The 26,102-nt window shown below is 71.7% G+C and carries 21 protein-coding genes; 14 read left to right on the top strand and 7 right to left on the bottom strand.

Annotated features, from left to right (window positions below; genetic code table 11):
• The first annotated feature begins 19 nt into the window (after nt 1–19).
• The 10 genes from TsocGM_RS12170 to TsocGM_RS12125 all read left to right on the top strand — a co-directional run bounded on the left by TsocGM_RS12170 (nt 20) and on the right by TsocGM_RS12125 (nt 13,744).
• A complete protein-coding gene (locus TsocGM_RS12170) occupies nt 20–1,138 on the top strand; it encodes an ABC transporter permease (protein ID WP_126725646.1) in 1,119 nt (372 codons plus the stop codon).
• Nucleotides 1,131–1,820: an ABC transporter ATP-binding protein gene (locus TsocGM_RS12165; RefSeq protein ID WP_126725645.1), complete on the top strand. Its 690-nt coding sequence runs from the start codon at nt 1,131–1,133 to the stop codon at nt 1,818–1,820. Before TsocGM_RS12170 ends, TsocGM_RS12165 begins: the two co-directional genes overlap by 8 nt.
• Nucleotides 1,821–2,011: 191 nt before the next feature.
• Nucleotides 2,012–2,992, top strand: a complete 981-nt coding sequence (locus tag TsocGM_RS12160; protein ID WP_126725644.1) for an SDR family NAD(P)-dependent oxidoreductase — start codon at nt 2,012–2,014, stop codon at nt 2,990–2,992.
• Between the two features lie 169 nt (nt 2,993–3,161).
• On the top strand, nt 3,162–3,878 hold the full coding sequence (locus TsocGM_RS12155; RefSeq protein WP_126725643.1) for a hypothetical protein: 717 nt from the start codon (nt 3,162–3,164) through the stop codon (nt 3,876–3,878).
• A gap of 555 nt (nt 3,879–4,433) precedes the next feature.
• A complete protein-coding gene (locus TsocGM_RS12150) occupies nt 4,434–4,640 on the top strand; it encodes a hypothetical protein (RefSeq protein ID WP_126725642.1) in 207 nt (68 codons plus the stop codon).
• Nucleotides 4,641–4,815: 175 nt separating this feature from the next.
• On the top strand, nt 4,816–5,997 hold the full coding sequence (locus TsocGM_RS12145) for a DUF1559 family PulG-like putative transporter (RefSeq protein ID WP_126725641.1): 1,182 nt from the start codon (nt 4,816–4,818) through the stop codon (nt 5,995–5,997).
• Between the two features lie 104 nt (nt 5,998–6,101).
• Entirely contained in the window at nt 6,102–7,145 is a 1,044-nt protein-coding gene (locus TsocGM_RS12140) for a tetratricopeptide repeat protein (RefSeq protein ID WP_126725640.1), read from the top strand.
• A 20-nt stretch (nt 7,146–7,165) separates the two neighbouring features.
• Nucleotides 7,166–9,046 (top strand): CRTAC1 family protein, encoded by a 1,881-nt coding sequence (locus tag TsocGM_RS12135; protein WP_158633514.1) that lies wholly within the window; start codon nt 7,166–7,168, stop codon nt 9,044–9,046.
• Nucleotides 9,043–10,329 (top strand): tetratricopeptide repeat protein, encoded by a 1,287-nt coding sequence (locus tag TsocGM_RS12130; protein WP_126725638.1) that lies wholly within the window; start codon nt 9,043–9,045, stop codon nt 10,327–10,329. Before TsocGM_RS12135 ends, TsocGM_RS12130 begins: the two co-directional genes overlap by 4 nt.
• Nucleotides 10,330–10,726: 397 nt before the next feature.
• Nucleotides 10,727–13,744 carry a PQQ-dependent sugar dehydrogenase gene (locus TsocGM_RS12125; RefSeq protein ID WP_158633513.1) on the top strand — a complete coding sequence of 1,006 codons (3,018 nt, stop codon included), beginning with the start codon at nt 10,727–10,729 and terminating at the stop codon, nt 13,742–13,744.
• Nucleotides 13,745–14,074: 330 nt separating this feature from the next.
• Here TsocGM_RS12125 and TsocGM_RS12120 read toward each other — a convergent pair whose 3' ends face one another.
• The 5 genes from TsocGM_RS12120 to TsocGM_RS12100 form a co-directional block, all read right to left on the bottom strand.
• Nucleotides 14,075–14,371 carry a hypothetical protein gene (locus TsocGM_RS12120; RefSeq protein ID WP_126725636.1) on the bottom strand — a complete coding sequence of 99 codons (297 nt, stop codon included), beginning with the start codon at nt 14,369–14,371 and terminating at the stop codon, nt 14,075–14,077.
• Nucleotides 14,372–14,788: 417 nt separating this feature from the next.
• Nucleotides 14,789–15,820 carry a DNA polymerase III subunit delta' gene (holB, locus tag TsocGM_RS12115; RefSeq protein ID WP_126725635.1) on the bottom strand — a complete coding sequence of 344 codons (1,032 nt, stop codon included), beginning with the start codon at nt 15,818–15,820 and terminating at the stop codon, nt 14,789–14,791.
• Nucleotides 15,792–16,451, bottom strand: coding sequence for a dTMP kinase (tmk, locus tag TsocGM_RS12110; protein ID WP_126725634.1), 660 nt, complete (start codon nt 16,449–16,451; stop codon nt 15,792–15,794). The genes holB and tmk overlap by 29 nt, the downstream gene beginning before the upstream one ends.
• A gap of 96 nt (nt 16,452–16,547) precedes the next feature.
• Entirely contained in the window at nt 16,548–17,033 is a 486-nt protein-coding gene (locus TsocGM_RS12105) for an NUDIX domain-containing protein (RefSeq protein ID WP_233578792.1), read from the bottom strand.
• Nucleotides 17,030–17,332, bottom strand: a complete 303-nt coding sequence (locus TsocGM_RS12100) for a biotin/lipoyl-containing protein (RefSeq protein ID WP_126725633.1) — start codon at nt 17,330–17,332, stop codon at nt 17,030–17,032. The genes TsocGM_RS12105 and TsocGM_RS12100 overlap by 4 nt, the downstream gene beginning before the upstream one ends.
• A gap of 556 nt (nt 17,333–17,888) precedes the next feature.
• On the opposite strand from TsocGM_RS12100, the gene TsocGM_RS12095 reads away from it, so the two are divergent.
• A complete protein-coding gene (locus tag TsocGM_RS12095; protein ID WP_126725632.1) occupies nt 17,889–19,871 on the top strand; it encodes a redoxin domain-containing protein in 1,983 nt (660 codons plus the stop codon).
• 207 nt (nt 19,872–20,078) lie between these two features.
• Nucleotides 20,079–21,155 (top strand): tetratricopeptide repeat protein, encoded by a 1,077-nt coding sequence (locus TsocGM_RS12090; protein ID WP_126725631.1) that lies wholly within the window; start codon nt 20,079–20,081, stop codon nt 21,153–21,155.
• A gap of 112 nt (nt 21,156–21,267) precedes the next feature.
• Here the strand turns inward: TsocGM_RS12090 and TsocGM_RS12085 are convergent, their stop codons facing one another.
• A complete protein-coding gene (locus TsocGM_RS12085) occupies nt 21,268–22,170 on the bottom strand; it encodes a hypothetical protein (RefSeq protein ID WP_126725630.1) in 903 nt (300 codons plus the stop codon).
• A 203-nt stretch (nt 22,171–22,373) separates the two neighbouring features.
• On the opposite strand from TsocGM_RS12085, the gene TsocGM_RS12080 reads away from it, so the two are divergent.
• Nucleotides 22,374–23,066, top strand: a complete 693-nt coding sequence (locus TsocGM_RS12080; protein ID WP_126725629.1) for a metallophosphoesterase — start codon at nt 22,374–22,376, stop codon at nt 23,064–23,066.
• A 218-nt stretch (nt 23,067–23,284) separates the two neighbouring features.
• Complete coding sequence (locus TsocGM_RS12075; protein ID WP_126725628.1) at nt 23,285–24,685, top strand: DUF1501 domain-containing protein; 1,401 nt, start codon at nt 23,285–23,287, stop codon at nt 24,683–24,685.
• Nucleotides 24,686–24,749: 64 nt separating this feature from the next.
• Here TsocGM_RS12075 and TsocGM_RS12070 read toward each other — a convergent pair whose 3' ends face one another.
• Nucleotides 24,750–25,670, bottom strand: a complete 921-nt coding sequence (locus TsocGM_RS12070) for a sulfite exporter TauE/SafE family protein (RefSeq protein ID WP_199756768.1) — start codon at nt 25,668–25,670, stop codon at nt 24,750–24,752.
• Nucleotides 25,671–26,102: the final 432 nt, after the last annotated feature.

Genomic DNA, 26,102 nt, shown 5'->3' with positions numbered 1-26,102 from the left:
CCCGGTCGGGGAGAGGGTGATGGGATACCTCCGCTTTATCAGCCGGAACCTCCGGGGCCGGCCGGCCCGGACGACGCTGACGGCGCTCGGCCTGTCGGTGGCCGTGTCGGCGGTGATGCTGCTAACCGGCATCTCCTGGGGCTTCGAGCGTTCGTTCCTGGCGATCTACCGATCCCGGGGCATCGACCTGATCGTCGTCCGGGCGGGGATCAGCGACCAGCTCTCCAGCAACCTCGACGCCTCGCTGGAGGACGAGCTGCGGGCGATCCCCGGCGTCTCCCAGGTGGCCCCATCGCTGATGGACGCCGTCTCGTTCGAGGAGGCGAATCTTGTCAGCGTCCTGACCAGCGGCTGGGAGCCCGGCAGCCTGCTCATCGAGGGGCTTCGGATTCTCGAGGGCCGCCCGCTCCGGCCGGGAGACCGCCGCGTCGTGTTGCTCGGCCGAGTGCTGGCGATGAACCTGGGGAAGTCCGTCGGCGAGCCGATCGACATCGCTGGCGAGCGCTTCGAAGTCGTCGGCATTTATGAGAGTGCGAGCCTGTTTGAGAACGGCGGGCTCGTCATGCCCCTGGCCGAACTCCAGCGGATGATGGGCCGAGAGGGGCAAGTCACCGGCTTTGTGGTTGTGGCCGCGCCGGGAGTCGACCCGAGGGAGCTCGGCCGAACGATCGAGCGCCGCCACCAGGGAGTGGCGGCCGTGCCCTCTGGCGATTACGTGAAGGAGAACATCCAGCTTCGGCTCGCCCGGGCGATGGCCTCCGCCACCACGGCCATCGCCCTGGTGCTCGGCTCGATTGGCCTGCTGAACACGATGGCGATGGCCGTCGCCGAGCGGACGGGGGAGATCGGCCTGCTCCGGGCCCTGGGCTGGCGTCGGAGCCGGATCATCCTGCTGCTGATGGGGGAAGCCGGCGCGCTGGGGCTGCTCGGCGTGGCCGGAGGCGCCGTGCTCGCCGCCGCGGGGGCGAGGGGGATCACGATGGCCCCCACCTCCCGGGGGTTCATCGAGCCGAACCTCTCTCCCCTGGTGCTCGCCATCGGCCTGGCGATGGGCCTCGGCCTGACGCTGCTCGGCGGCCTCTATCCGGCCGTGCGGGCCTCCCGGCTCGAACCCACCGAGGCGCTCCGCCATGAGTGATCGTCGATCCGAACCGACCGAGATCCCCCCCCTGCTCCTGGGCGAGGGGCTGGTCAAGACCTACCCCGACGGCGATGTTCGAGCCCTCCGCGGGGTCTCGATCGCCGTCGCTCCCGGCGAGTTCATGGCCATCACCGGCCCTTCCGGCTGCGGCAAGAGCACGCTGCTTCACCTGCTCGGGGGCCTCGACCGCCCCTCGGCCGGCGAGGTCGTCTTCCGAGGCCGGCCGCTCTCGGACCTCGATCTCGACTCCTATCGCGCCTCCGAGGTCGGCTTCGTCTTTCAGGCGTTTCATCTCATCCCGACCCTCACCGCGCTCGAGAACGTCCAGGTTCCCATGTTCGCCGCCGGCATCCCGGTCGGCGATCGCGCCGGCCGGGCCCGCCGCCTGCTCGAGGAGGTGGGGCTCTCGCACCGGGCCGGGCACCCGCCTCGCCGACTCTCCATCGGAGAGCGCCAGCGCGTGGCCATCGCCCGGGCCCTGGCCAACGGGCCGTCTCTGCTCCTGGCCGACGAGCCCACCGGCAACCTCGACTCCGCCTCCCAGCGCGAGATCCTCGACCTCCTCTCCCGGCTCCGGGCCGATCGTGGAGTCACCCTGGTGATTGTCACCCACAGCGCCGAGGTCGCCGCCGAGGCCGACCGGGAGATCCGCCTCCGGGACGGTCTTGTCGTGGGGTGACGGCCGATGGGGGAGGCCCCGGGACCTCGACCGCCTCCGGCGTCGATCCTGCGGCCAGCGCGCTCTCCCTCCCGTCATCGCCATCGCCCCCGCCTTCTCCCTCGCCCCGTCGGCGGCGATCCGCCAAGCGTCATTCGCCATTGGCCATCGATTCCCGGGCTCTCCGACCCCTAGCTCACCCCGGAGCCGCTATGAACGCGACCGCCTCGAAGGTCGTCCTCATCACTGGAGCGTCGGCCGGCCTGGGAGCGGCCGTCGCCCGGGAGCTGGCCGGGCGGGGGCACCGCCTGGCCCTGGTCGCCCGCCGGGCGGATCTCCTGGAACGTGTCGCCGAGGAGATCCGATCTCGGGGAGGGACGGCGGCCTGCCTCCCGGACGACCTGGCCGACCCCGGAGCGCCTGCCCGGATCGTCGAGGCGGTCTCCCGCCACTTCGGTACGCTCGACGTCCTGATCAACAACGCCGGGATCGGTCTGCCCGACTTCTTCGGCAGGAGCGACCCCGACGCCCTTCGCCGGCAGGTCGAGGTCAACCTCACGGCTCCCCTGGTGCTGGCTCGGCTGGCGCTGCCGATGCTGATCGAATCGAAGGGAATTGTTGTGAACATCGGGTCGGGGATCGTCCGCCTGCCCAACCCGTCCCTGGGGGCCTACGGCGCGACGAAGGCGGGCCTCTCCTACTGGACCGACGCCCTCCGGAGAGAGCTGAGGCACCTGGGGGTCCGCGTCTGCCTCGTCGAGCTGGGGCCGGTCGAGACGGAGTTCTTCGACGCCGTCGGCCGCCTCGAGGGGGGCGATCGCGGCTTGCTCGGCCCCACGCCCGCCGGGTTCGTCTACAACGCCATGCGCGACCGTCCTCCCGGCCTCATGATGGCCCCGCTGTCCGAGGCCGCTCGTCGCATCGCCGGCCTGGTCGACGCCCCCCGGCCCCTCCTGGCTGTCTCGCGCCGGGTCATCTGGCCGGTCCGGCTGGCGGGGGCGTTCTTCGGGCTCCTCCCGGTGCTGGCCGACCTGGCGGTCTCCGGCATGATCCGCCGGGTCGATCGCGAGCGGCCGGGGCCCGTCCCCCGTCGGCCGGAAGCCCCGGGGACGCCGCCGAGCCCATCCCCCTCCCCGGCCGAGGAGGAGGGAGCGTCTCCCCAGGTGATGGCCTCTCGGTCGGACAGCCGTTAGGATCCAGGTCCCTTCTCCTCGCTCCCGCGAGGGTCGTCGCTTCGAGGCATCATCACGCCGAGGTGTGACCATGGATTCAGTCAATCTCGGGGCCGGGACGCCTCCCGTCGCCGAGAGTGCATCCGCCCCGCCGCCCGCCGCCCCGCGGCCGGCCCGGAGGCTGTGGGCGGTGGCCCTCCCCGCCGGCCTGATGGCCGGCCTGCTCTCCTGGGGGGCGGGTGAACTAGCGCTGGTTCGCTTCACCCCCGCCTTCCACATGAACGAGCAGACCCGCCAGCGAATCGAAACCTCCACCGCCGAGGTCCGGAGACAGTTGCAGGAGGCCACGACCCGCACGGCGACCGTCTCCTACGGTGCCCTGGCGGCGCTGCTGGGAGGGGCGCTGGGGGCCGCCGGCGGGATCGCCGGGCGATCCCGGTCGCGCGGCCTGACCGCGGCGGCGGTGGGCCTGCTCCTGGGAGCGGCGGCCGGAGCCTCGGCCACGGCGGTCCTCTGCCAGGTCTTCCACCAGTGGTTCTCGGCGTCGACAGACACCTTCTCCAAGGATCTGCTCCGCCCGCTGCTGCTTCATGCGGGGATGTGGGCGCCCGCGGGGCTCGCCGGAGGCCTGGCGCTGGGCCTGGGCGAGGGGGGCTGGCGTCGCGGGGCGCAGACGGCCTTCGGCGGCCTGCTGGGGGCCGCCTTCGGTGTCGTGCTCTCCGAGATTGGCGGTGCCCTGGCCTTTCCCAACGCCCGGACGACCCACCCCTATGGGACCGAGTGGGGAGCCCGCCTGCTCGTTCACCTGGTCGTGGCCCTGACCGTGTCCGCGCTGGCGGCCTGGTCGGCCGACAACGTCCGGTTGTCCCGATCGCGTTCCTCCCCTGCTGGCTCGGGCTCCTCATGACGCGAAGGACGATCCGGCGCGTGGAGATCTTCTCGATCCTCCATGGATGCGGAACCGACGCATCCCCTCCCGTCCGCTCGGTGTCCGGCACCTCGCCTCGGCGGCCGTCTCCCTTGGACTTGCCGGATCCCCGGGGAATTTCCGCGGTCGCCCCTTGATTTTTCAGCCGGAACTTCTACAACTACGAACGGTCACCCAAACGCCAGCAAAACCCTTCATATCGATCATCTGATCGCCCAACCCAGGCGTGGCATCAGGGTTTCATGCGCCCCGGGGGTTGCGAAGTCGCTCCTTCGTCGGCCCGTTCCGAATAGACGGCCGTCGGGGCACCGGAGCACTCGGGGAGGCGATCTCGCCGTCTCTGGAGCAAGCGGGACGTGAGAGATCGGGCCATCGGGATCCGGCTATTCGCCTGATCTCTTGCGCGATCCGATCATCGATCGCCTCGCCCGAGCAGCGCCGGTGTCGTGTCGAGCAGCGGCGTCGCGCGATGGGCTCGATCCGGGGGGGCTCCGGGTGACATCCGTCACATTTCCCCAGAACCGGGAGGAATCCATGCGGCTGATGGTTCGCTCGCGGGGCGTGTTGCTCGTCGGGGTCGTCGTCTTGGCCCTCGGGGCGGGGGGGGGCTGCGGCGGCGAGCCGAATGACGAGGGGATCGACGCCATGGGAGGCGAGGCGCCCCCCGATGCGCCCAAGTCGATGGAGGAATACTACCAGCAGCAACAGCAAGGGGGGGACGCCTCGAAACGCGCCTCGTGAGCCCCGACCGTTGTGGGAGCCCGTCTCGGCCCCTCTCTCCTCTCCCGAGGGGCGGCCTGGCAGGTCGCCGTCACGCCGAGGTCCGGGGACGCTCCCGGCGCGGACCGCCGGCCCCGGCCCGGAAACCAGAGCGAGTGTCGAACGCACCGATCCCACCAGACGAGGGTCAGTACCCATGTCTCGCGTTCGGAAAGGGTTCACGCTGATCGAGCTGCTGGTCGTCATCGCGATCATCGGTGTGCTGATCGCGCTGCTGCTGCCGGCGGTGCAGAGCGCCCGGGAAGCCGCCCGACGCGCGCAGTGCACCAACAACCTCAAGCAGCTCGGCTTGGCCATGGCCAACTACGAGAGCGCCAATGGTTCGTTGCCTCCCACGATGGTCTGCTATGCCCCCAGCGGTGTGGGGGGCAGCAACGCCGGCCAGCGGCAGTCGATCCACTGCCGGCTGCTGCCGTTCCTGGAACAGACCCAGATCTACAACACCATCAACTGGGACTTCGGCGAGCGCTGGGGCGGCCCCGGCGGCAATTTGATCAAGAGCTTCAACAACTCCACCGCCGACGGCGACTACTGGTGCGTCGCCAACGCCTCGGCGGTCGCCAACCAGATCAACTCCTTCCTCTGCCCTTCGGATGAAGGGGTGGGCAACCTCACCGGCATCCAGTTCTACCCGGGAGGGCCGCTGCAACTGATCGGCGGCCACAGCTACCCGTACAACGTTGGCACCAACCCCTACACCGGCCCCAGCGCCGGTTCGCTCAACGGCCCGGCCTACTTCCCCGCCTGGAAGGCCGCCGGGGCCGTCGGCCAGATCGACTCGACCGTGGCCAGCGCCCTGAACGCCGAGCGGGTCGTCACCATCGCCTCCTTCCGCGACGGCACGAGCAACACGGCCATCTTCAGCGAGTGGGTCAAGGGGGACGGCCTGCCGCCGGACTCCTCGTCCGATGGCCTCGGCCAGACCTACACCACCAGCGCCCAGGCCAACCAGTACGCCGGCCAGCTCAACCAGGACCTCCTCCACGGCCAGGTCTGCAACAACCAGCCCCAGACCGGCGCCAACGGCCTGCCGGCCCGGAACTGGACGTGGAAGGGAGACTGGTGGCCGTCGGGCCAGTCGTGCACCTACTCGCACACCCAGACCCCCAACCGCCGTGCCTGCTACTATCCCGGCATCGGCCAGCCGACGGCCGCGGCCGTCAACGCCCTCGCGGCCAGCTCGCAGCACCCCGGCGGCGTGAACGTTCTGTTCATGGACGGCACGGTCCGCTTCGTCAAGTCGACGGTCAACCCGATCACCTGGGCGGCCCTCGGCACCATCAACCGGGGCGAGGTGATCAGCGCCGACCAGTTCTGATCGATCGCCCCGCTCTCGGCCTGCCCTGCCCCGCCCCGCTGGGAGTGGAGCGGGGCAGGAGTCGGGGGCGTCGACACCGCCGCCGAGGCCAGGCCCCGACCCCCATGCGCAGACGAGCCGTCATCGCCCTGCTCGCCCTCGCCGGGATCGCCCTGGCGGCGGCCTCGGGCCTGCTGATCCAGGACCGGATCCAGCGAGCCCGGTCGCTCCGCCTCGGCGGCGCCGCCTACGACGATCGGCGCTTCGCCCTGGCTCACCGCCTCGCCCTCGACCACCTCCGCCGCTGGCCCGACGACCGCCCCGCCCTGCTGCTGGCCGCCCGGAGCCTCAGCCGGATGCGTCAGGTCGATCGCGCCGAGGCCCTCTACCAGCGCGCCGGCCCCCCCTTCTCGGTCGAGGATCTCCACGCCCGGGCCGACGCCCTCGTCTCCTCCGGCCGGAACGCCGAGGCCGCCGAGGCCTATCGGGCGCTGCTCGCCCGCTCCCCCGACGATGTGCTCGCCCTCCGCCGCCTGGCCGCCCTGGAGATCACCCTCGACCGCGTTCGGGAGGCCTCCCGGCTGGCCGACCGCCTGATCGAGATCCCCGACGGCGCCGTCATCGGCTACACGCTCAAAGGGGTCATCGCCTACAATGGGGGCGTTCCGGAGCAGTCGGTCGCCGCGTTCGAGCGCGTCCTGCAGCTCGACCCCGGGCTGGAGCAAATGCCGCTCAATCCCCGGGAGATGTTCTGGGGCTACCTGGGCCGCGACCTCATCCGGCTCGGCCGAGCGGCCGACGCCCGGCGCCATCTCGGCCGAGCGCTCAGCGAGCACCCCCGGGACGCAGGACTCATGGATCTCATGGCCCGCTCCTATGAACAGGACGGCATGCTCGACCAGGCCGCTCGCTGCTGGAGGACGGCGGCCGAGTGGGATCCGACCATGCCCAGCCCGTGGCTCAACCTGGGCCGGCTGGCCCTGATCGAGGGCGACCCCGCCGAGGCCGTCCGCCTGCTCGACCGCGCCGCCGAGCTCGCCCCGGGCGCCCCGGAGCCGCACCATAGCCTGGCCCTCGCCCACCGCCGCCTTGGCCACCTCGAGGAGGCCGAGCGCCACCGGCTCCTCGCCGACCGGCTCAAGGCCCCGGACGCCTCCCCGATCCCCTGACGCCCGCGACGATGCCGACCATGCACCGATCCCCCCGCCCCCCCTGCCGGGCCTGGCTCCGGTCCCGAGCGATCGTCTCGGCAGTGGCGCTGCTGGTCCTCGGTCCGGCGTGCTCGCCCGACCCGTCGAGCGACCTCTCCTCCTCCTCGACCGTCGCCGACGGCTCGCTCGACCTGCCTGCGGCGACCGGCCCCCGACCGCACCCCGCCGCTCTCGGCTCGGGCATGGGATCAATGGCCGTCGACCTGCCGGAACTGCCCGAGTTCGAGCCCCCTCCCGAGCAGTCCAGCACCATCCGCTTCCGGGACGCCACCGACGGCTCCGGCATCGACTTCGAGCACCGCAGCGGCAATTCGCCCGAGAAGTACTTCCCCACCGCCAACGGCTCCGGCGTCGCCCTGCTCGACTTCGACGGCGACGGCCGGCTCGACGTCTACTTCGCCACCACCCGGGAGTTGCCCCTCGACGCTCCTTCCTCCTCCAAGGGCAATCGCCTTTACCGCAACCTGGGCGGCGGCCGATTCGAGGACGTCACCGAGTCCGCCGGCGTCGGCTACCACGGCTTCAACCACGGCGTCTGCTCCGGCGATTTCGACGGCGACGGCACCCCCGACCTGTACCTGGCCAACTTCGGCCCCAACGTGCTTTACCTCAACAACGGCGACGGCACCTTCCGAGCCTCCCCCGCCGGCTCCGGGGCCGACCTCGACGCCTGGTCCTCCGGAGCCTCCCCGATCGACTTCGACGGCGACGGCCTCCTCGACCTCTACGTCACCTGCTACGGCCGCTGGACCGAGGCCGACGCCGAGCGCTACTGCGGCGACCGAGCCCTGGGGGTCCGCACCTACTGCTCCCCCCTCTCCATCTCCCCCTCCCGAGACTTCTTGCTCCGCAACCGGGGGGACGGCACCTTCGAGGACGCCTCCGAATCGGCCGGCATCCTCCGAGACGACGGCCGGGGCCTGGGCGTCGTCGCCGCCGACCTGAACGGCGACGACCTGCCCGACCTGTACGTTGCCAACGATCTCTGCCCGAACTTCTTATTCCTCAATCGTGGAGACGGCACCTTCGAGGACGCCTCCGAACTCTCCGGCGCCTCGCGGTCCGAATCGGGCTTCGACCAGGCCGGCATGGGAGTCGACGCCGAGGACGTCACCGGCGACGGCCTGCCCGAGCTGCTCGTGACCAACTTCCGGGGCGACTACAACACGCTTTACCGGAACCTCGGTCGAGCCATCTTCCACGACGTCTCCGCCTGGGCCGGCATCGTCAACGACAGCATGCCCGAAGTCGGCTGGGCCTGTGCCCTGGCCGACTTCGACAACGACTCCTGGCCCGACATGGTCGCCTTCAACGGCCACGTCGACGACAACCTCCCCCTGCTCGGCCAGGACGCCCCCTACGCCGAGCCCGCCAAGCTCTGGCGGAACCTCGGCGACGGCCGCTACCGCCTCGTCGGCGACGCCGGCCCCTTCTTCGCCGGCGCCCACGCCTGCCGGGGCGCCGCCTTCGGCGACCTGGACGACGACGGCGACCTCGACATCGTCGTCAGCCGGATGGACAGCCCCCCTGCCCTCCTGCTCAACGAATCCGAGGGGGGGAACTGGATCCGGATCGAGCCCGTCCCCTCGGGGCACCGCTCCGCCATTGGCGGCTCGGTCGAAGTCCACGCCGGCGGCCGGGTCATCCGGAGGCTCATCAAGGGGGGCGGCAGCTACCTCTCCTCCAGCGACCCGAGGATCCTCGTCGGCCTTGGCGACCTCGACCGCGTGGACCGCGTCGTCGTCCGATGGCCGGGAGGCGGGAGGTCCGAGCTGCTCGAGCCCGAACTCGGCCGCTCCCACCGCGTCCCCCAAGACGACCCCACCCCGGTCGTCGCCGGAGAGGAGCGGGCCGGATGAGCCGGCGGAGCACCCTCTCTCTGATCGGATCCGCCCTCGGCTGGACCGCCCTGGCCGCCGGCATCTCCTGGGCCGGCTGGATGATGATCCGGCCCGCCCCGTCGCTCGACGAGGCCGACGCCCTCGCCTCCGCCGGCCGCTTCGACGAGGCCGAGGCCCTGCTCGAGGCCCACCTCCGGGCCCGCCCCTCCAGCTCCGAGGCCCACCTGCGGGCCGCCCAGTTGCTGCTCTATCGCCCCGCTCCCGAGGGGGACGGGGCCGAGGCCCTCCTCGAAGCACGCGCCGATCGCGCCGCCGAGCACCTCGACCGCGTCCGCCCCGCCGACGACCGCACCGCCGCCCTCGTCCAGCTCTACCGCGGCAAGGCCGACTACTTCCGCTACAACACCCAGGCCGCCGAGGCCTCCTGGCTCGAGGCCCTCCGGATCGACCCCCGCGTCCCCGAGGCCGGCTGGGCCCTGCTCGACCTCTACTACCTTCAGGGCCGCACCCGGGAGGGACGCCGGCTCGCCCTGCAACTGCACCAGGTCGAGCCCGATCCGATCGACCGCGTGCAGTTGCTCCTCGAACTCGTCCGGCAAGACGCCATGCCTCTGGCCCCCGGCGCCGTCGTCTCCCAGTTCGAGCCGGTCGTCCGCCGACACCCCGACGACCTGCACGCCGCTCTCGCCCTGGGGCTCGGCCTCGTCCGCGACAGCAGGGCCCCCGAGGGCCTTTCGCTCCTCCGAGACGAGGTCCGGCGCCACCCCGACGACCCCGACTCCTGGGACGCCCTGCTCACCGGCCTCGACGACTCCGGCGAGATCGACCTGATGGCCCGCACCATCGAGCTGCTCCCTCCCCCGATCGCCGGCTCCCCCCGCTTTGCCCGCCACTTCGGCCGAGTGGCCCAGGAGCTCGGCGATTGGGAGTCGGCCATCGCCTCCTATCGCGTCGCCGTCGGGGCCGACCCCGAGGACCCCCGGCTCCTCTACCGCCTGGCCCGGGCCCTCCGCAATGCCGGCCAGCTCGACGAGGCCTCCCGGCTCGACGCCCGCATCGAGGCCGCCGAGCAGGCCCGAGACGAGGTCCGCGCCCTCTACGACGAGGCCAACGCCGTTTCCGACCTCGCCGACCCGTCCCTCGTCCCCCTCTACCGCCGCATCGCCGACCAGCGCGAGCGATTCCTCCGCCTCCGCGAGGCGATCGCCTGGCACCGCCTCATCCTCGAGGCCTCCCCCGAGGATCCCGAGAGCCTCGCCGCCGTCTCCCGTCTCTCCCCTCTGGTCGAGGGACTCGAATGAGCCGCCACCCGGCGTCCGACCCGTCCGCATCCCGCTCCCCGAGGCTCGATGGGGAGGAGCCTCGCCGCCTCCTCCCTCCTCCTCGCTTCCTCCCGCATCCCCGGCCGCTCCGCCGTCCGTCCCCGGTCCGGTCCCCGAGGGGGGGAACCCTCGTCGATCCCTCGTCCCGTCCCCCTTCCCTCCGGATGCTCGGACCTCGAGGCGCCGCCGGTTGTCGGTCGACTCGACTGCATCACCTGGCGTCAGCCGCTCGCATCCGGCATCATCCGTCGACGGTCCCCGGTGTCCGTCCCCCCCGCTCCCGTCGCCCCCGACGACGGCCGCCCGATCCTTCGGGGGCGACCGCTTCCCCTCCCCTCCCTGGTTCCGATCGTCTCCGACGAGCGAGGCCGCCATCATGCGTTGGTTGATCTGGCCGATCGGGTCCTCCCCCTGGCTCCTCGCCGCCGCCCTGATCGCCGGCCCGGCTCCGGTTGGCGACGACGCCGGGGCGACTCCCGCCTCCCCGATCCCCTCCAGCCGGACCCCCTGGACGACCTCCCGGGTCGTCGGTTCCCCCGAGCCTCCCCGGCCTTATGTCGTCGAGGCCGCCTTCCCGGGGCTGACCTTCGACCGGCCCCTGGATCTCGTCTTCGTCCCGGAGACCGACCTCCTGGCCGTCGCCCAGATCGACGGCAAGGTCCTCACCTTCCCGAACGATCCGGGGGCGGAGGCCGCCGCGTTGATGCTCGACCTCGGGGCGCTCCATCCCCGGTTCGGGGCCCTCTACGGCCTCGCCTTCCACCCCGACTTCGAGCGGAACGGCCGCGTCTTCGTCTGCTACACCGTCGGCAACGAGCTCGACGACGGCACGAGAGTCTCCGAGTTCCGCGTCGACCGCCGCGACCCTCCCCGAGCCGACCCGTCGAGCGAGCGGGTGCTGCTGACCTGGTACTCCGGCGGCCACAACGGCGGCGCGCTCAAGTTCGGCCCGGAGGACGGCTTTCTCTACATCTCCTCCGGAGACGGGGCCGCCCCCTCCCCTCCCGATCCTTTCCTCGCCGGCCAGGACATGACGACCTTGCTCTCCAAGGTCCTGCGCATCGACGTCGACGGTCAAGACCCCGGCCTCCCCTACCGCATCCCTCCCGACAACCCGTATGTCACCCTGGAGGGCGCCCGCCCCGAGATCTGGGCCTTCGGCTTCCGCAACCCCTGGCGGATGAGCTTCGACCGCCAGACCGGCGCCCTCTGGCTCGGCGACGTCGGCTGGGAGCTCTGGGAGCTGGTCCACCTCATCGAGCGCGGCGGCAACTACGGCTGGAGCCTGAGGGAAGGCTCCCAGCCGGTCCTGCCCGACGGCCCGAAGGGCCCCGCCCCCATCACCCCTCCGGTCGTCGAGCATCCGCATTCCGAGGCCGCCTCCGTCACCGGAGGCTTCGTCTATCGAGGCTCCCGCTTCCCCGAGCTGGAAGGCGCCTACGTCTACGGCGACTTCCAGACCGGCACCATCTGGGGCCTCTGGGCCGACGGCCGCTCCGTCACCCGCCACGAGGTCCTCGCCGAGACGCCGCTCCGCCTCGTCGCCTTCGGCGAGGACCGGGACGGGGAGCTGCTCCTGCTCGATTATGAGCAGACCAATATGATTTATCGCTTCGTTCCCAACCCCGACGCCGGCCGAGCCAACCGCCGGTTCCCCCTCCTGCTGAGCGAGACCGGCCTCTTCTCCTCCGTCGCCGACCACGAGCCCGCCCCCGGCGTTCTGGCCTACGAGATCAACGCCCCCTTCTGGGACGACGGCACGATGGCCGATCGCCTGATGGCCGTGCCTGGGCGTGACCGCATCGGCTTCGATCGCGACCGCCTCTGGACGTTCCCCGAGGGCTCCGTCTTCGCCCGCACCGTCTCCGTCGACCTCTCCCCCGGCAATCGCCGCCGTGTCGAGACGCAGGTGCTCCACCTGGAGGACGGCTCCTGGCGCGCTTATTCCTACCGCTGGAACGACGAGCAGACCGACGCCACGCTTGTCCCCCCCGAGGGGGAGACCGTTTCGATCGCCGTCGCCGACCCCTCCTCTCCCGGCGGCTCCCGGACGATCACGAGGCGGATCGCCCCCCGATCCGAGTGCGCTCTCTGCCACAACCCCTGGGCGGGTGAGGGGCTGCTCTTCGGTCGGCAGTCGGCCACTCCGCTGACGGCGAACACGCTCCAGATGAACGTCGCCGGCGGCCCGGACTGCCGATCCGCCCATCAGCTTCGCAGGCTCGAACGCCTCGGCTACTTCGCCGACCCCCTCCCCGAACCTCCCGAGGCCCTCCCTCGGCTGGCCAACCCCGCCGACGAGGCCGCCGACCTCGACGCCCGAGCCCGCTCCTACCTTCAGGTCAACTGCGCCCACTGCCACCGCTTCGGCGCCGGCGGATCGGCCGCCATCTGGCTCACCGCCGACCGCGAGATCGGCGAGACGGGGACGATCGCGGCCCTCCCCATGCAGGGCTCGTTCGGCATCGCCGACGCTCGGATCATCGACCCCGGCGACCCCTTCCGCTCCGTCCTGTACTTCCGCATGGCCAAGCTCGGCGCCGGCCGGATGCCGAGAGTCGGCCCGAGCCAGGTCGACCCCCTCGGGATCGACCTCATCTACCGCTGGATCAGCCACCTTGGCGACGACGGCCGTCCCTCGGCCCCCGCCGACCCCTTCGCCCAGCTCCCTTCGGAGATCGCCGATGCGATCGAGCTTCTTTGCCTCGGCGCTTCCGCCTCTCCCGAGGAACGCCTCGACGCCTGCCGCCGAGCCACGACCGAGATCCGGGGCGCGATGGCCCTGCTCCGCCGGATCGACGAGGGGGCCGTGCCCGACCCGGTCGTCGACCAGATCGTCGCCCTCACCCGGGAGCACCCGATCGCCGAGGTCCGCGACCTCTTCGAGCGCCTCGTCCCCGAGTCCGACCGCGTCCGACGCCTCGGCGATCACTTCGATCCCGACGCCCTGCTCGCCCTGGCCGGCGACCCCGACCGCGGCCGCCTCGTCTTCGAGAGCAACGCCTCCCAGTGCACCAACTGCCACCGCATCGGAGGCCGGGGCAAGGCCGTCGGCCCCGACCTCGACGGCATCGGCGCCAAGTACCCCGACCGCCGCCAACTCCTCGACCACATCGTCGACCCGTCCAAGGTGATCGATCCGGCCTACGTCTCCTACATCCTGGAGACGGTCGAGGGGGTGATCCATTCCGGCGTCGTCCTCGAGCAGACCGACGAGGTCGTCGTCCTCCGGGATGCCGAGAACCAGACGATTCGGGTCGACGCCTCCCAGATCGAGCTGCTGGCTCCTCAGCCCCGCTCCCTGATGCCCGAGCGGCTGCTCTCCTCGCTGACGGAGCGGGAGGTGGCCGACCTGCTCTCCTACCTCGCGGCGCAACGCTCCCCCGCGCCCTGATCCGGGATCGAGGGCCGCGTCCGGGAAAACGAACAACGCCTCGGCGGTCGGGTTGAGCCGGCCGCCGAGGCGTCGATCGAGAATCCGAGCCCGCCCGTCGCGGTCTTGCTCGCCTCCCTCGACCTTGCTCGTACCCGGGGCGTTGCGCTCGGGGAGCGGTCGAGCGGAACCTTCTGATCGGCCGGCCGGTTGTCCGGGCCGGGGCGTTCGGCCTCGGGAGAGGCCATCAGTCGGGGGGGGGGGAGGCGGGCGGGGCGAGGAGCGAGGGCAAGCAAGGTGGCGGGACGGGTGTCCCACCGCTCCGGAGGGAGGTCCGGGGCGAGCTGGGCGTCAGGCGACGCCGACTCGAGCCCGATTCGAGGGCTCGATCCTCGGGCGGAATTCGTCGATCGGCTCCAGCGACCCGGCGACCTCGGCCTCAAGCCGGTCGAACCAGTGCCGGAGATCCTCGCTGGCGATGCCTTCGAACAGCCGGCGCGATCGGCCGATTTCGTCGAGCAGGTCGCGAAGCTCGTCCCGGTCCTCCGGGCGGCCCTGCCTCAGCAGCCGGTACGCCCGCGAGGCGAGGCCTTGCAGGGCGGCGGCCGGCGAGTCGGCCCGGCTCGATCGGGGGAGATTCGGTGACATGGGAATGGTCCTTCACACGGTGCGGCCGCAACGATCCCATCCCCACGCGGGGTGGGCCGCTCGGCTCGTCTCTGAATGACACCGCGACTCCTCGGGAGGTTCTCGGCCTGGTGACGATCGGTCGCGGCTGGGCATCAACAATGTATACGTCCGGGAGGGGCGATTCTTGTGGTCGATTTCCCGAAACGCCCGATCACGGTGTGGAACATTGAGCCGGGAGACGGGTTGCGCCTCGACGATCGCGGTCGATCCCCGGGGCCGTTCCGTCCCCCCTCCCGGTCAATCGGAATGGGACGCGATCCCGCGTCACATTCCTCGCTCGATCCCGAAGCCGCTGGTCGGTACGACGGGACTCCCCGGGCGGTTCGCCCGACCATGCCTGGCGAGGCCCGTCCCGAGGCCGTCTGTTTCTCCCGGTCAACGCCTCCCCGAGCCCAACCGGCCGAGATCCCGGGTGAAGGCGTCGAGCAGCAGCGGGAGATAGACGCGGCGCCTCAGATGATATTCGGCCTCCAGGCAGCGCTCGGCGAGCAGGAAGACATCCTCCGGCTCCAGCCGGGAGGCGACCGCCTCGGCCGCCCTCCGGTCGATCGGATCCGGCGCGGGGGGCTCCAGGCCGGCGGCCTGCCAGAGCACGGCCCGGTAGAAGCGGGCCAGCTCCTGGAAGATCGCCCCGGCTCGGGTCCGCTGGGGGAGGCTCTCCTTGCCGGCCTCCTTGATGAACTCCTCCAGCCTCCGGGCCAGGTCCGGCGCGTCCAGCGGCCCCGGCGCCGCCAGCTCGTCCACCAGCCGGCGCCGGAAGTCGATCAAGGCCGGGTCGGCTAGCCCGACGGCCCGGGAGACGCTCCCCTCCCCCAGCCGGGCCAGCCTCGCCGCCTCGTCGGCGCTGTCCGCCCTCCCGAGATCGACCAGGATCGCGGCCAGGTCCTCCTCCGGCAGCGGTTCAAACCGGACGACCCGGCAGCGCGAGACGATCGTGTCCAGTTGCAGCTCGGCCGACGTCCCGACCAGGATGAGCACCGCTCCTTCCGGGGGCTCCTCCAGTGTTTTGAGGAAGGCGTTGGCGGCCTCCTCGTTCATCGCGTCGGCGTCGTCGACGATGGCGACCTTCCGCGACCCCCGCATCGGCTTCAGGCTCAGGTCGTGCCCGAGCGCCCGGATGACGGCGATCGGCAGCTCGTGCTTCTCCTCGGGCCGGGCCACCTCGTACAAGTCCGGGTGGTCCCCCGAGGCGGCCTGCCGGCAGCTTGGGCACTCGCCGCAGGGGTCCAGCTCGGCCTCGGGCCGACGCTCGCACAACAAGGCCTGGGCCAGCCGGCGGGCGAAGGTCCGCTTGCCAATCCCCTCCGGCCCCACGAACAGCAGCGCATGCGGGAACCGGCCCCCCGAGGCGGCCTTTCTCAGCCCCTCGACCACCCGATCATGACCTCGGATCGGACCCCAGGACACGCCCCACCTCGCTCTCGATCCGACGGGCCACCTCGTCGACCCCCGCCGCTCCGTCCACCACGACGATCGGCGCCGGGTACGTCGCCGAAGCCTGGAGGAACCCTTCCCGGACCCGAGCCCGGTACGCCTCCCCCCGGTCCTCGATCCGGTCCCGGGGGCCTCCCGTCCGCGATCGGGCGACCGCCGGCGGCACATCGATCAGCAGGGTCAGGTCCGGCATCAGGCCCCCGGTCGCCGCGCGGCCGACCCGCCAGATCTCCTCCACCTCCAGGCCGCCGGCGTACCCCTGGTACACCACATTGCTGAGCAAGAAGCGATCGCAGACGACCACCTGGCCCGCCTCCAGAGCCGGGAGGATCACCTCCTCCACCAGTTGCGCCCGGCTCGCCATGAACAGGAGCATCTCGGCCCTCAGGCCGATCGCCACGTCCCCATGCTCCTTGACCAGCGCCCGGAGGCGGTCTCCCAGGGGCGTGCCTCCGGGATCCCGGCACGAGACGACCTCGATTCCTCGGTCCCGGAGCGTCTCGGCCAGCCGGGAGGCCTGGGTCGACTTGCCCGCGCCGTCGGGCCCTTCGAGGCAAACAAACCGGCCGGGACGGCCGGCGATCGGCGGGGGCGTCGTGCTCATGGCCCCACTCTAGCCGAGCGGCGATCGGCGCGGAAGTCGACCTGAACCTCCCCCAGCCAGCCAGCCAGCCAACCGAGCCAGCCAATCGAATCGGCCTCAGCGTTCGTACCCCGGCGGGAGCGATCCGGTGATCCACTCGTGCGCCTCGGCGAAGAGCTGGCGGATCTTGGCGTGATAGAGGAGCCGGGAGATCTGCTCAAAGGTTCCCCAGTGGTGCCAGTGGCCGGTCGGGTCGGGCATGTGCTCGGCCGAGCAGGCCAGGGGGGAGGGGTCGTGGACCTCGACGATATAGTAGACCACGGTCTTGAGCACCTTCCTCCCCTGGCGGAGGTAGGTGTAGGAGAGGCTGCGCTCGAACCCCTCGCGGAACGACCAGTGCACCAGGGAGGTTTCTTCCTGGAACTCTCGGGCGGCGGTCTGCCTGGTGTTCTCGCCGGGGTCCATGCCTCCCTTGGGGAACTCCCAGCGGGCGCGGGGGTTGCGCACCGTGGCCGAGTGCAGCACAAGGTACAGCGGCTCCCCGCCCTCGGCGATCCGGTACGGGATGACGCCGGCGGATCGCTCGAAGTAGGGACTCATCATCGGGGGCGTCCGGGGTCGTCGTCCGGCGGCGGCTGCCCGCCGTCGGGGGCGTCGTCCGGCACGGCCAGCAGCGCGAGGACCGTCCCCGGCCAGATCCGATCGTCCTCCCGGCTCCGGATCTCCGCCAAGCGGCCGGAGCGGGGGGACGGGACGTCGAAGGTCGCCGGGCCGACCAGGACTTCGACCAGCCGGTCGCCCTCCCAGACCTCGTCGCCCCGCCTCGCGAACCAATGACTGATGACGATCGGTTCGTCCGGGTCGGTCCCCAGCTCGGGCAGGACCACTGCCTCCAGGCGCATGGCGAACCCTGGCTGACGGCCGTTTCGGATCGTCCCCGGGGAGGCGACCGGGGTCCGATCACCTGGCCCGGGGTTCGACAGATAAGCTCGACTATACCCCTGTCTGCCTCGCCTGACCAGACGTCTCCGGCCCGCCGGCCCGCCATCCCCCCCTCGGGACGCCCGACCGCCTCCCGCCCCCCGCGACCGGGACCGCCCCCGGAACGCGGTTCTCAACCGCCGACGCTCCCCACCGATCGACTTCCCCCGGATTCGCCGCGATGGTACCCTCTGCCGGCGCCGCCCCCCTCCCGACCCCGGGACGCCGACGGAACCTCCCCCCTCGGCGAAACCGGACCCCCCTGCTCCGGGGTAGTCCCGAGGCGTCCGGCGTCCCGGGAGAAGCCCAGCTCCGACGCCTCTGGTCGGCGGCCCCCGTCGACCCGCTCCCGTCTCGACGATCGGATGCCGCATCCCGGTTCGAGCGGCCGGATTCCCGAAGTTCTTTTCGGTCAATGTCATCCGGCGTCCGGCGTTCCGAGTCCCGCCTTCCCCCGTCCCGATCCTGGAGCCTCCCGTGACCCTTCGCCTGCTTCGATGGGCCCTGTCGGCCCTGGCGATCGCCCCGATCCTGGCCCCCGCCACCCTCCCGACCGCGACGGCCGACGACGAGGTGCTCGGCCGAGGCATCGGCGACCGCGTCGCCGACTTCCGGCTCCCCGACGCCCGCACCGGAGAGGAGGTCTCTCTGTATCAGTTCCGGGGCAAGAAGGCCGCCGTGATCGTCTTCACCGGCATCGACTGCCCGATCGGCGACCTCTACATGCCCCGCCTGGTCCGCCTGGCCGATCGGTTCGAGTCCGAGGGGGTCGTCTTCCTGGCGATCAACTCCAACCGCAACCAGTCGGCCGGCGAGATCGCCGCTCAGGCCGAGGAGTTCGGCCTCCCCTTCCCGGTCCTGAAGGACGAGGGGAACGCCGTGGCCGATCAGTTGCTGGCCGAGCGCACCTGCGAGGTCCTCGTGCTCGACGCCAAGGCGGTGCTCCGCTACCGGGGAGCGATCGACGATCAGTACGGCCTCGGCTTTGCCAAGGACGCCCCGGAACGGCACTTCCTGGCCGACGCGATCGAGGCCGTCCTCGCCGGCCGCTCCCCTGAGACGACCGCCTCCTCGGTCGTCGGCTGCCCGATTGAGCGCGATCAGGCCCGCCGGTCCGTGACCGACCTGATGGATCTTGACATCGACGCCCGGGTCAACCGCCTGATCGCCGCCGCCGACCGCATTCGAGCCCCCGGCCCCCAGCTCGAGGCCGCCTGGGCCGAGGTCGCCCCCGATGCCGACGCCCTGATCGACCAGGTCGGCCCGGTGACCTACGCCAAGGAGGTCGCCCCGATCCTCCGGGCCCGGTGTGAGTCCTGCCACCGCCCCGGAGAGGTCGGCCCCTTCCCGCTCACCAATTACGAGGAGGTCAGCCGACGCACCGCCGGCATCCAGGAGGTTGTCGACCTCCGCCGCATGCCCCCCTGGCACGCCGACCCCCGGTTCCCCGAGGGCCGCCACTTCGCCAACGACCGCAGCCTGACCCCCACCGAGCGGGCCATCCTGCTCTCCTGGATCGAGCAGGGTGCCCCCGAGGGGGATCCGGCCGACCTGCCCCCCCCGGCCTCCTACCCCGACGGCTGGACCATCGGCGAGCCCGACCTGGTGATCGAGATGCCCGCCCCGTACACGGTCAAGGCCGAGGGGGTCGAGCGCTACCAGCGGTTCCGCGTCCCCCTGAACTTCGACCGAGACGTCTGGGTCCAGGCCGCCGAGGCCCGGCCGACCGACCGCTCGGTCGTCCACCACATCATCGGCTACATCATCCCCCCCGGCGGCGAGCGGGGCGGACGGGATCGCATCCACCTCTGCGGCTACGCCCCCGGCGACATGCCCACGGTCTACCCCCCCGGCACCGCCAAACGCATCCCGGCCGGGTCCGAGCTGCTCTTCGAGCTGCACTACACCCCCGTCGGCAAGGTGAAGGTCGACCGTTCAAAGATCGGCCTCGTCCTGGCCCGACACCCCGTCGAGCGCGAGGCCGTCACCATCGGCATCGCCAACGGCCGGTTCCAGATCCCCCCCGGCGCCGGCCCCGACGCCCGGGACGAGGCCGCCAACTATCCCGTCCGCTCCCGGTTCGTCTTCCCCCGAGACGCCGAGCTGATCGCCTTCATGCCCCACATGCACCTGCGCGGCAAGTCCTTCCGCTACGAGGCCACCTACGCCGACGGCACCAGCGAAATCCTGCTCGACGTGCCGGCCTACGACTTCAACTGGCAGAGCTATTACTACCTCGCCCAGCCCATCTCCTTCCGCGCCGGCGAGCGGCTCGACTGCCTGGCCCACTTCGACAACTCTCCAAACAACCCCGTCAACCCCGATCCCTCGAGCCCCGTCTCCTGGGGGGACCAGACCTGGGAGGAGATGATGATCGGCTACATCGACGTCTCCTTCCCCCTCCCCCCCGGCGATCGCCCCCGGCTCGGCCCCCCCGACGCCGTCGGCGAGGCCGAATGAACCCCCTCGCCCCCGGGGCGATTCCGATGCAATCCACCGGCCGGCCGCTCCCCCCCCCGCTGGCGAAGGGGGGAGCGGCCGGCCGGCTTCGTCCTGTCCCCAGGGAACGGAGCGCCGTAGGATGTCCTTGTGGAAGACCATCTGGCCAGGGAGCCGGGCCAGGGCGACGGCCTCAGCGGCCTCGGCTCGCTTCGAGGGAGACGTCCCATGATCGCTCGCCTCCCGATCGTCGCCGCGCTGGTTCTCGTCCCGATCGGGTTGACCTTCGCCTCCCGGGCCCAGGAGAAAACGGCTGGGGAGGAGTCGTCGGGCTCGGTCCCGCCCGAGCTCGAGCCGATCGCGACGCTGGTCGGCCGCTGGACCGGCCAGGCCGTGCCGGCCGACAACCCCCTCCGCGGCTGGCGAGAGACGCACGATTGGGCCTGGGCCTTCGAGGGCGGCGAGCCCGTCGGCCTGACGCTCTCGATCGAGGGCGGCACGATCCTTGCCTCCGCCCGACTCTCCTTCGACCCCGACGCGAAGGTCTACCGCCTGGAGGGAACCGATCCTCGGGGAGAGCCGATGGCCTTCGTCGGCACGCTCGACCCGAGGACCAAGGCGCTGACCCTGGATCGCTCCGGCCCCGAGGGGGATGACCGCCTGACGATCCGGCCCAATTCCAACGGCATCCGCTCCGACTTCTGGTTCGACCGCAAGGCTCCCGGCTCTCCGCAATATGCCCGTCTGGTCCGGGCCAACCTCGGCCGGGCTGGCGAGAACTTCGCCGCCGGCGGGGCCTCCTCGATCGGGCCGCGGTGCATCGTCACCGGCGGAGCCGCCGCGATCACCGTCTCGGCCGGCGGCTCCACCTTCTCGGTCTGCTGTTCCGGTTGCCGGGACGAGGTGCTCGCCAACCCGGAGAAGTACGCCGCCAAGCTGAAGGCCGCGCTGGCCTCCCGCCCCTCCGGCCGCCCTGTCGCCATCCCGACGGGCCCCGGCGACGGCTCCTTCGATCGTCCCTCGGCCGACCCCGGGCCCGGGGCCGATCCTCCCGAGCCGTCCCCCTCCCCGTCCCCGACTCCCCGAACCGAGCCCTCCGACGACCCCGAGCCCTCCCCGTCTCCCTCCGATGCCGGGCTCCGCCGGCGGGGGGCCTCGCTGCTCCGGATCGGCCAGGCCCTCGAGAAGCAGGGCAAGCCCGACGGCGCCCTCAACTTCTACCGCCGAGTGCTCTCCGAGGCCCCCGACACCCCCGAGGCCGACACCGCGAGGCAACGGATCCGAGCGATCCAGGGGGACGGCTGACGGCCGTCGGAAGCGGCCGGATGCCTCAGGCCGGGCACCGCCCGACGGGAGCCGAAGGCCAGGGGCATCCGCCCGCCGGATTCCCTCCTCCGCCCTCTTCCCCCTCGCCGGCTTACTTCCCCTTCGGCTTCGATTTCGACTTCGGCGTCGGCTTCGAGGATCGCTTCGGCCTCGGGCGCTGCTCCTCGTCGTTCGATCGGGCCTGGACGGTCAGGGCGCGGGCCTCGGCTCGCTTGGCTTCGGCCTCGGCGCGGCGGGCTTCGGCCTCGGCGCGGCGGGCCTCGGCCTCGGCCTTGGCTCGGGCGGCCAGCTCGTCGAGGACGTGCTCCGACGGGGTGATCCGGATGTCCAGCCCGATCCGGGTGGTGCGGATCCGCCAGTCTTCCCGGTTCCAGCCGTCGATGATGCCGGAGGCCTCCAGGCGGTCGAACATCTGCTCGACGTAGGCCGGCACGCGGTCCTCGTACTCGGCGACCAGGTCGAGCTTGCGGCCGATCAGGTTCAGTATGCCCCGGAGGGTGGCCGGGCCGTGCTCCCGGATGCGGCGCTGGCCCTCGGGGCTGGCGGGGTCGGGGCCATCGAAGGTCAACTGCATGGAGCGGACCAGCTTGCCGAACTGGCTGAACCAGGACTGGCCGAAGCCGAAATACTCCTTGTGGACGATCCGGATCTCGTCGTCGAAGACGACGGCGGCCTGATAGACGGCCTCCAGGAAGTTCTCGCCGTAGTCGGTCTGGAAGGCGATGTTCACCCCCTTGGCCAGGTGCTGCAGCGCCGCCGGCAGGCCGACGATGAGCGGGTCGACGTTCATGCCCACGTCGCGCAGGCCGCCGGCCTTGCGGGCGGTGATCGTGCCGCCTCCGGATTCGGCCGAGGCGGCGACGGCCACGTTCACCTCCTCGTTCCCCTTCGGGGCGGCGACCGGGGGCGTGGGGGCCATGTCGGTCCGAGCCCGCCGGGGAGAAGGCGAAGCCGGGGGCTCGGGGGTCGGGTCGCTGGGTCGGCTGCGGGCCATCGGTCCGGCTCCGGGCGTTCGAGCGTTCGAGCGTTCGATTGGCGCGGCGGCGGGAGTTCGCCGAGGGTCGGGGCCGTCTAGGCTATGGCAACGGCGGCGGCCATTCCAGGGCGAATCCGGTCACCCCCGGCGGTTCGAGGCGTAGGGTAAGTGGGGAGGGGCCGCCTCGCCCTCCGACCCCAGGGACGATCCCCGAGACCGCCATGCCCGGAACCGGACGCCTTCTTGCCCTCGGCGACATCCACGGCTGCCTCGCCGCGCTCGACGCGGTCCTCGATGCCGCCCGCATCGGCCCCGACGACACGCTGGTCACCCTGGGAGACTACGTCGACCGCGGCCCCGACAGCCGAGGGGTGATCGACCGCCTGATCGCCCTGGAGTCGCGCTGCCGGCTCGTCCCCCTCCGGGGCAACCACGACCTGATGTTCGCCGACGGCCTGGCCACCTTCTGCCGAGACCCCGACCGCTTCGCCGAGCCCTGGTCCTCCCCCATCCTGATGACCTGGCTGGAGTGCGGCGGGTTCGAGACGATCGAGTCCTACGGCGGCCTCGACGCCGTCCCCCCCGAGCACGCCGCCTTCCTCGGCCGCCTGCGAAACTGGCACGAAACCGACCGCTTCCTGTTCGTCCACGCCAACTACGACCCCGACTCCCCCCTCGACGGCCAGCCCGAGGACCTCCTCCTCTGGACCTCCCTCCGCGAGTTCGAGCCGGGGCCGCACCGCTCGGGCAAGCCGGTCGTCGTCGGCCATACCTCCCAGAAGAATGGCGAGATCCTCGACCGGGATCACGTGCTCTGCCTCGACACCTACTGCTACGGCGGCGGCTGGCTCACCCTGATCGACCTGGGCTCCGGCGCCCTCTGGCAGGCCGACCGGGGAGGCCGGCTCCGCTGATCGGCCGGGCCTCGAGCCGCCCGGCTTCAGCACGGGCCAGCCCGGTTCGCCCGTCCCCTCCGGTCCTGGCGACGTCTCGGTCGCCGACGAGGACCGGCCCCCGGCCCTCCATCCTGAGGCGGGGGGGATTCACCTTGCCCGGGCCGTCCGGCCGGGCTACGCTCAACCTCGGTTAAACCTTGGGGTCGGGCCGGGACGGTGATCGGAGGGGAGTCGCCATGCGCTTCGGGCATCAGCACCCGTTCGGGGTCGTCCGCCGGGAGGTTTTGCAGGTGGGGTTCTCGGGGTTCATCGGCCTGGGGCTGTCGGGCCTGCTGGCCGGGAGGGCCCGGGCCGACGGGGCCGGATCGGGCCCGAGGACCGGCGGCCCGAAGCGGGCTCGGGGGGTGATCCTCGTCTTCCAGACCGGGGGGCCGAGCCACCTCGAGACGTTCGACCCGAAGCCGGAGGCGCCGGCGGAGATCCGGGGAGCGTTCGGGACGATCGCCTCGAGCGTGCCGGGCATCCACTTCGCCGAGCACCTGCCACTGCTGGCCGAGCAGGCGGAGAAGCTCGCCGTCGTCCGGACGATGTCGCACTCGCACAACAACCACCTCAACGCCACGCACTGGGTGCTCACCGGCCACGAGCAGCCGGGGGCGTTCTTCGACAAGGTGGCCTCCCGGACGGATTACCCCTGCTACGCCTCGGCGATGACCTACCTGCGCCCCCGGGAGGACGGCCTGCCGGGAGGCGTCATGCTGCCGACCTACCTGATGGAAGGCCCCCTCACCTGGCCGGGGCAGCACTCGGGGTTCCTGGGGCCGAAGTACGACCCGTGGCAGCTCACCCAGGACCCGAACGGCAAGGACTTCAAGGTCGAGAACCTCCGGCTGCCCGAGGGGTTCAGCGTCGAGCGCCTGGGGGACCGCCGGGCACTGGCCGAGGCGCTGGCCTCGAACGCCGACTCCTGGCACGCGAGGGCGGAGGCGGAGTCGTTCTCCCAGCAGCGGCAGCAGGCGTACTCGATGCTGGCGAGCGGCCAGGTCGGCCGAGCGTTCGACCTGGCCGAGGAGCCGGACCACCTGCGCGACCGCTACGGCCGGCACATGTTCGGCCAGTCGCTGCTGCTGGCCCGTCGGCTGATCGAGGCGGGCATCCCGATCGTCCAGGTGAACCTGGGGCGCGTGCAGACGTGGGACTCGCATGCGGATATCTTCCGCCGGTTGCGCGAGGATCTTCTGCCGCCGACGGATCGGGGCGTCTCGGCCCTGCTGGACGACCTGGAGGCGAGGGGCCTGCTCGACGAGGTGCTCGTGGTGCTGGCCGGCGAGTTCGGCCGGACCCCGAAGCTGTCGCTGTTGCCCGGGCAGACGATCGTGGGCCGCGACCACTGGCCTCAGGTCTTCTCGGCCGCCTTCGCCGGGGCGGGCGTCCGCGGCGGCCAGGTGATCGGCCGGTCGGACAAGTCGGGCGCCTACCCGGCCACCAAGGCCTTCTCCCCCGCCGACCTGGCCGCGACCGTCTACCGGGCGCTCGGGATCGACGGCGAGGCCGAGGTGATCGACCTGTTCAACCGGCCGATCCGACTGGTCACCGGGGAGCCGATCGAGGCCCTGTACTCCGGCGAGGCCGTCTGACGCCGACGCCTTCCTCCCCAACGTGCGGCTCTCGGCGATCCGGACGCGACGCAACAGCCCCCGATCAGGCCCCGCTCAGGCTGCGCGCGACGACGTAAACGGCCACGAGCAGGATCGCGACGGCGAACAGCTTCTGGAGCTTCGGCCCGGAGAGGCGGCGGCCGACCCGGGTGCCCAGCCCCATGCCGAGCAGGCCGCCGAGGACGAACCGCACCGTCAGGTCGATCGCGAGCGGACGCCCGGCGGCCAGCGAGGAGAACACCCCCGAGGCTCCGATCAACGCGATCACCAGCAACGACGTGGCCACCGCCCGATGCACTCCCATCCCGCTGAAGAAGACCAGGGCCGGCACGATCACGAACCCGCCTCCCACGCCGAACAGCCCGGAAAGGATCCCCGTGATCAGCCCGACCCCCGAGAGCAACACGGCGCACGGCGTGGAGAGGGTGAGCCTCCCGGAGGGATCTCGGCGGCAGGTGGGGCCGGGCTCTCCGCTGGGGAGCGGGCCGGTCCGGGCCCGGATGGCTCGAGACTCATCCGGGGAGGTCGTCGCCTTCCGCCACATCCGGGCGGCGACGACGAGCATCAGGCCCGAGAACAGCAGCAGCAGGAGCGTCCCCGGCAGCTTCGCGCCGATCCAGGAGCCGATCGGAGCGCCGACCATGCCCGCCCCGGCGAAGATCAGGCCGGTGCCGACCTCCACCTCGCCGGCCCTCAGCCGGTGCAGGCAGCCGAACAGCGCCGTCGCCCCGACCGCCGCCAGCGAGACGCCCACCGCCTCGTTCGGCACCACTCCCAGGCCATAAACCAGCAGCGGCACCGCGAAGATCGACCCCCCGCCTCCCGTCAGGCCCAGGGAGAAGCCAACAATCGTGCCGAACAACAGGCTCAAGGCCACCCGAGCCGGGTCCAGGCCCTCCGGGACGATCCCCGGCGAGGCGGCGAGCAGGGCGGCGGCGAGGACCATCGACCGCAAGGCGATCACGGGGGAACTCCTTGCCCCGCAGGGGCGCGGGGGATGGAAGCCGAAGGGCCGACTCGGAAGGCGATGCGTGCCCATCGGTCGGCGGAGCTTGAGAAGCGAAGCCCAGAGGGCGGAGCGCCAGCGGGAGCCGGTCCCCGGGGCGATCGCCGCGATGCCCCGCTCCGAGCCCGCCGCCCTCCTCGTCCGCCCCCTCCCTCCTCCGGCCGACCGGCCGGAGAGGGTCAGACCCGGCCCTTGAGCATGCCGTGCCAGTACAGGGCGGGCAGTCCAGTCTTCTTGAGCAAAAACATGCTGAATCGCTCCTGACAGCGAGTCTAGAAAGGGTGACCTAGCCTTCTGGCATGGACACCACCAAGCGCTACCCGACCGACCTGACCAACGCCGAGTGGGCCCAGGTCGCCCGCGTCATCCCGGCCCCGAAGAAGGGTGGCC

The sequence above is a fragment of the Tautonia sociabilis genome (assembly GCF_003977685.1).
In the GTDB taxonomy this organism is placed as follows: domain Bacteria; phylum Planctomycetota; class Planctomycetia; order Isosphaerales; family Isosphaeraceae; genus Tautonia; species Tautonia sociabilis.
Note: the sequence above shows the minus strand (reverse complement) of the source record. Positions and strands in the feature narration are given on the sequence as shown.

Excerpts from the sequence above, each read along its gene's own strand:
- TsocGM_RS12165 (WP_126725645.1), top strand. The coding sequence starts at position 1,131 with ATGAGTGATCGTCGATCCGAACCGACCGAGATCCCCCCCCTGCTCCTG.
- TsocGM_RS12170 (WP_126725646.1), top strand. The coding sequence starts at position 20 with ATGGGATACCTCCGCTTTATCAGCCGGAACCTCCGGGGCCGGCCGGCC.
- TsocGM_RS12130 (WP_126725638.1), top strand. The coding sequence starts at position 9,043 with ATGAGCCGGCGGAGCACCCTCTCTCTGATCGGATCCGCCCTCGGCTGG.
- TsocGM_RS12145 (WP_126725641.1), top strand. The coding sequence starts at position 4,816 with ATGTCTCGCGTTCGGAAAGGGTTCACGCTGATCGAGCTGCTGGTCGTC.
- TsocGM_RS12075 (WP_126725628.1), top strand. The coding sequence starts at position 23,285 with ATGCGCTTCGGGCATCAGCACCCGTTCGGGGTCGTCCGCCGGGAGGTT.
- TsocGM_RS12105 (WP_233578792.1), bottom strand. The coding sequence starts at position 17,033 with ATGATGAGTCCCTACTTCGAGCGATCCGCCGGCGTCATCCCGTACCGG.
- TsocGM_RS12085 (WP_126725630.1), bottom strand. The coding sequence starts at position 22,170 with ATGGCCCGCAGCCGACCCAGCGACCCGACCCCCGAGCCCCCGGCTTCG.
- TsocGM_RS12160 (WP_126725644.1), top strand. The coding sequence starts at position 2,012 with ATGAACGCGACCGCCTCGAAGGTCGTCCTCATCACTGGAGCGTCGGCC.
- TsocGM_RS12090 (WP_126725631.1), top strand. The coding sequence starts at position 20,079 with ATGATCGCTCGCCTCCCGATCGTCGCCGCGCTGGTTCTCGTCCCGATC.
- TsocGM_RS12125 (WP_158633513.1), top strand. The coding sequence starts at position 10,727 with ATGCGTTGGTTGATCTGGCCGATCGGGTCCTCCCCCTGGCTCCTCGCC.
- TsocGM_RS12140 (WP_126725640.1), top strand. The coding sequence starts at position 6,102 with ATGCGCAGACGAGCCGTCATCGCCCTGCTCGCCCTCGCCGGGATCGCC.
- TsocGM_RS12135 (WP_158633514.1), top strand. The coding sequence starts at position 7,166 with ATGCACCGATCCCCCCGCCCCCCCTGCCGGGCCTGGCTCCGGTCCCGA.
- TsocGM_RS12150 (WP_126725642.1), top strand. The coding sequence starts at position 4,434 with ATGCGGCTGATGGTTCGCTCGCGGGGCGTGTTGCTCGTCGGGGTCGTC.
- TsocGM_RS12100 (WP_126725633.1), bottom strand. The coding sequence starts at position 17,332 with ATGCGCCTGGAGGCAGTGGTCCTGCCCGAGCTGGGGACCGACCCGGAC.
- tmk (WP_126725634.1), bottom strand. The coding sequence starts at position 16,451 with ATGAGCACGACGCCCCCGCCGATCGCCGGCCGTCCCGGCCGGTTTGTT.
- TsocGM_RS12080 (WP_126725629.1), top strand. The coding sequence starts at position 22,374 with ATGCCCGGAACCGGACGCCTTCTTGCCCTCGGCGACATCCACGGCTGC.
- TsocGM_RS12120 (WP_126725636.1), bottom strand. The coding sequence starts at position 14,371 with ATGTCACCGAATCTCCCCCGATCGAGCCGGGCCGACTCGCCGGCCGCC.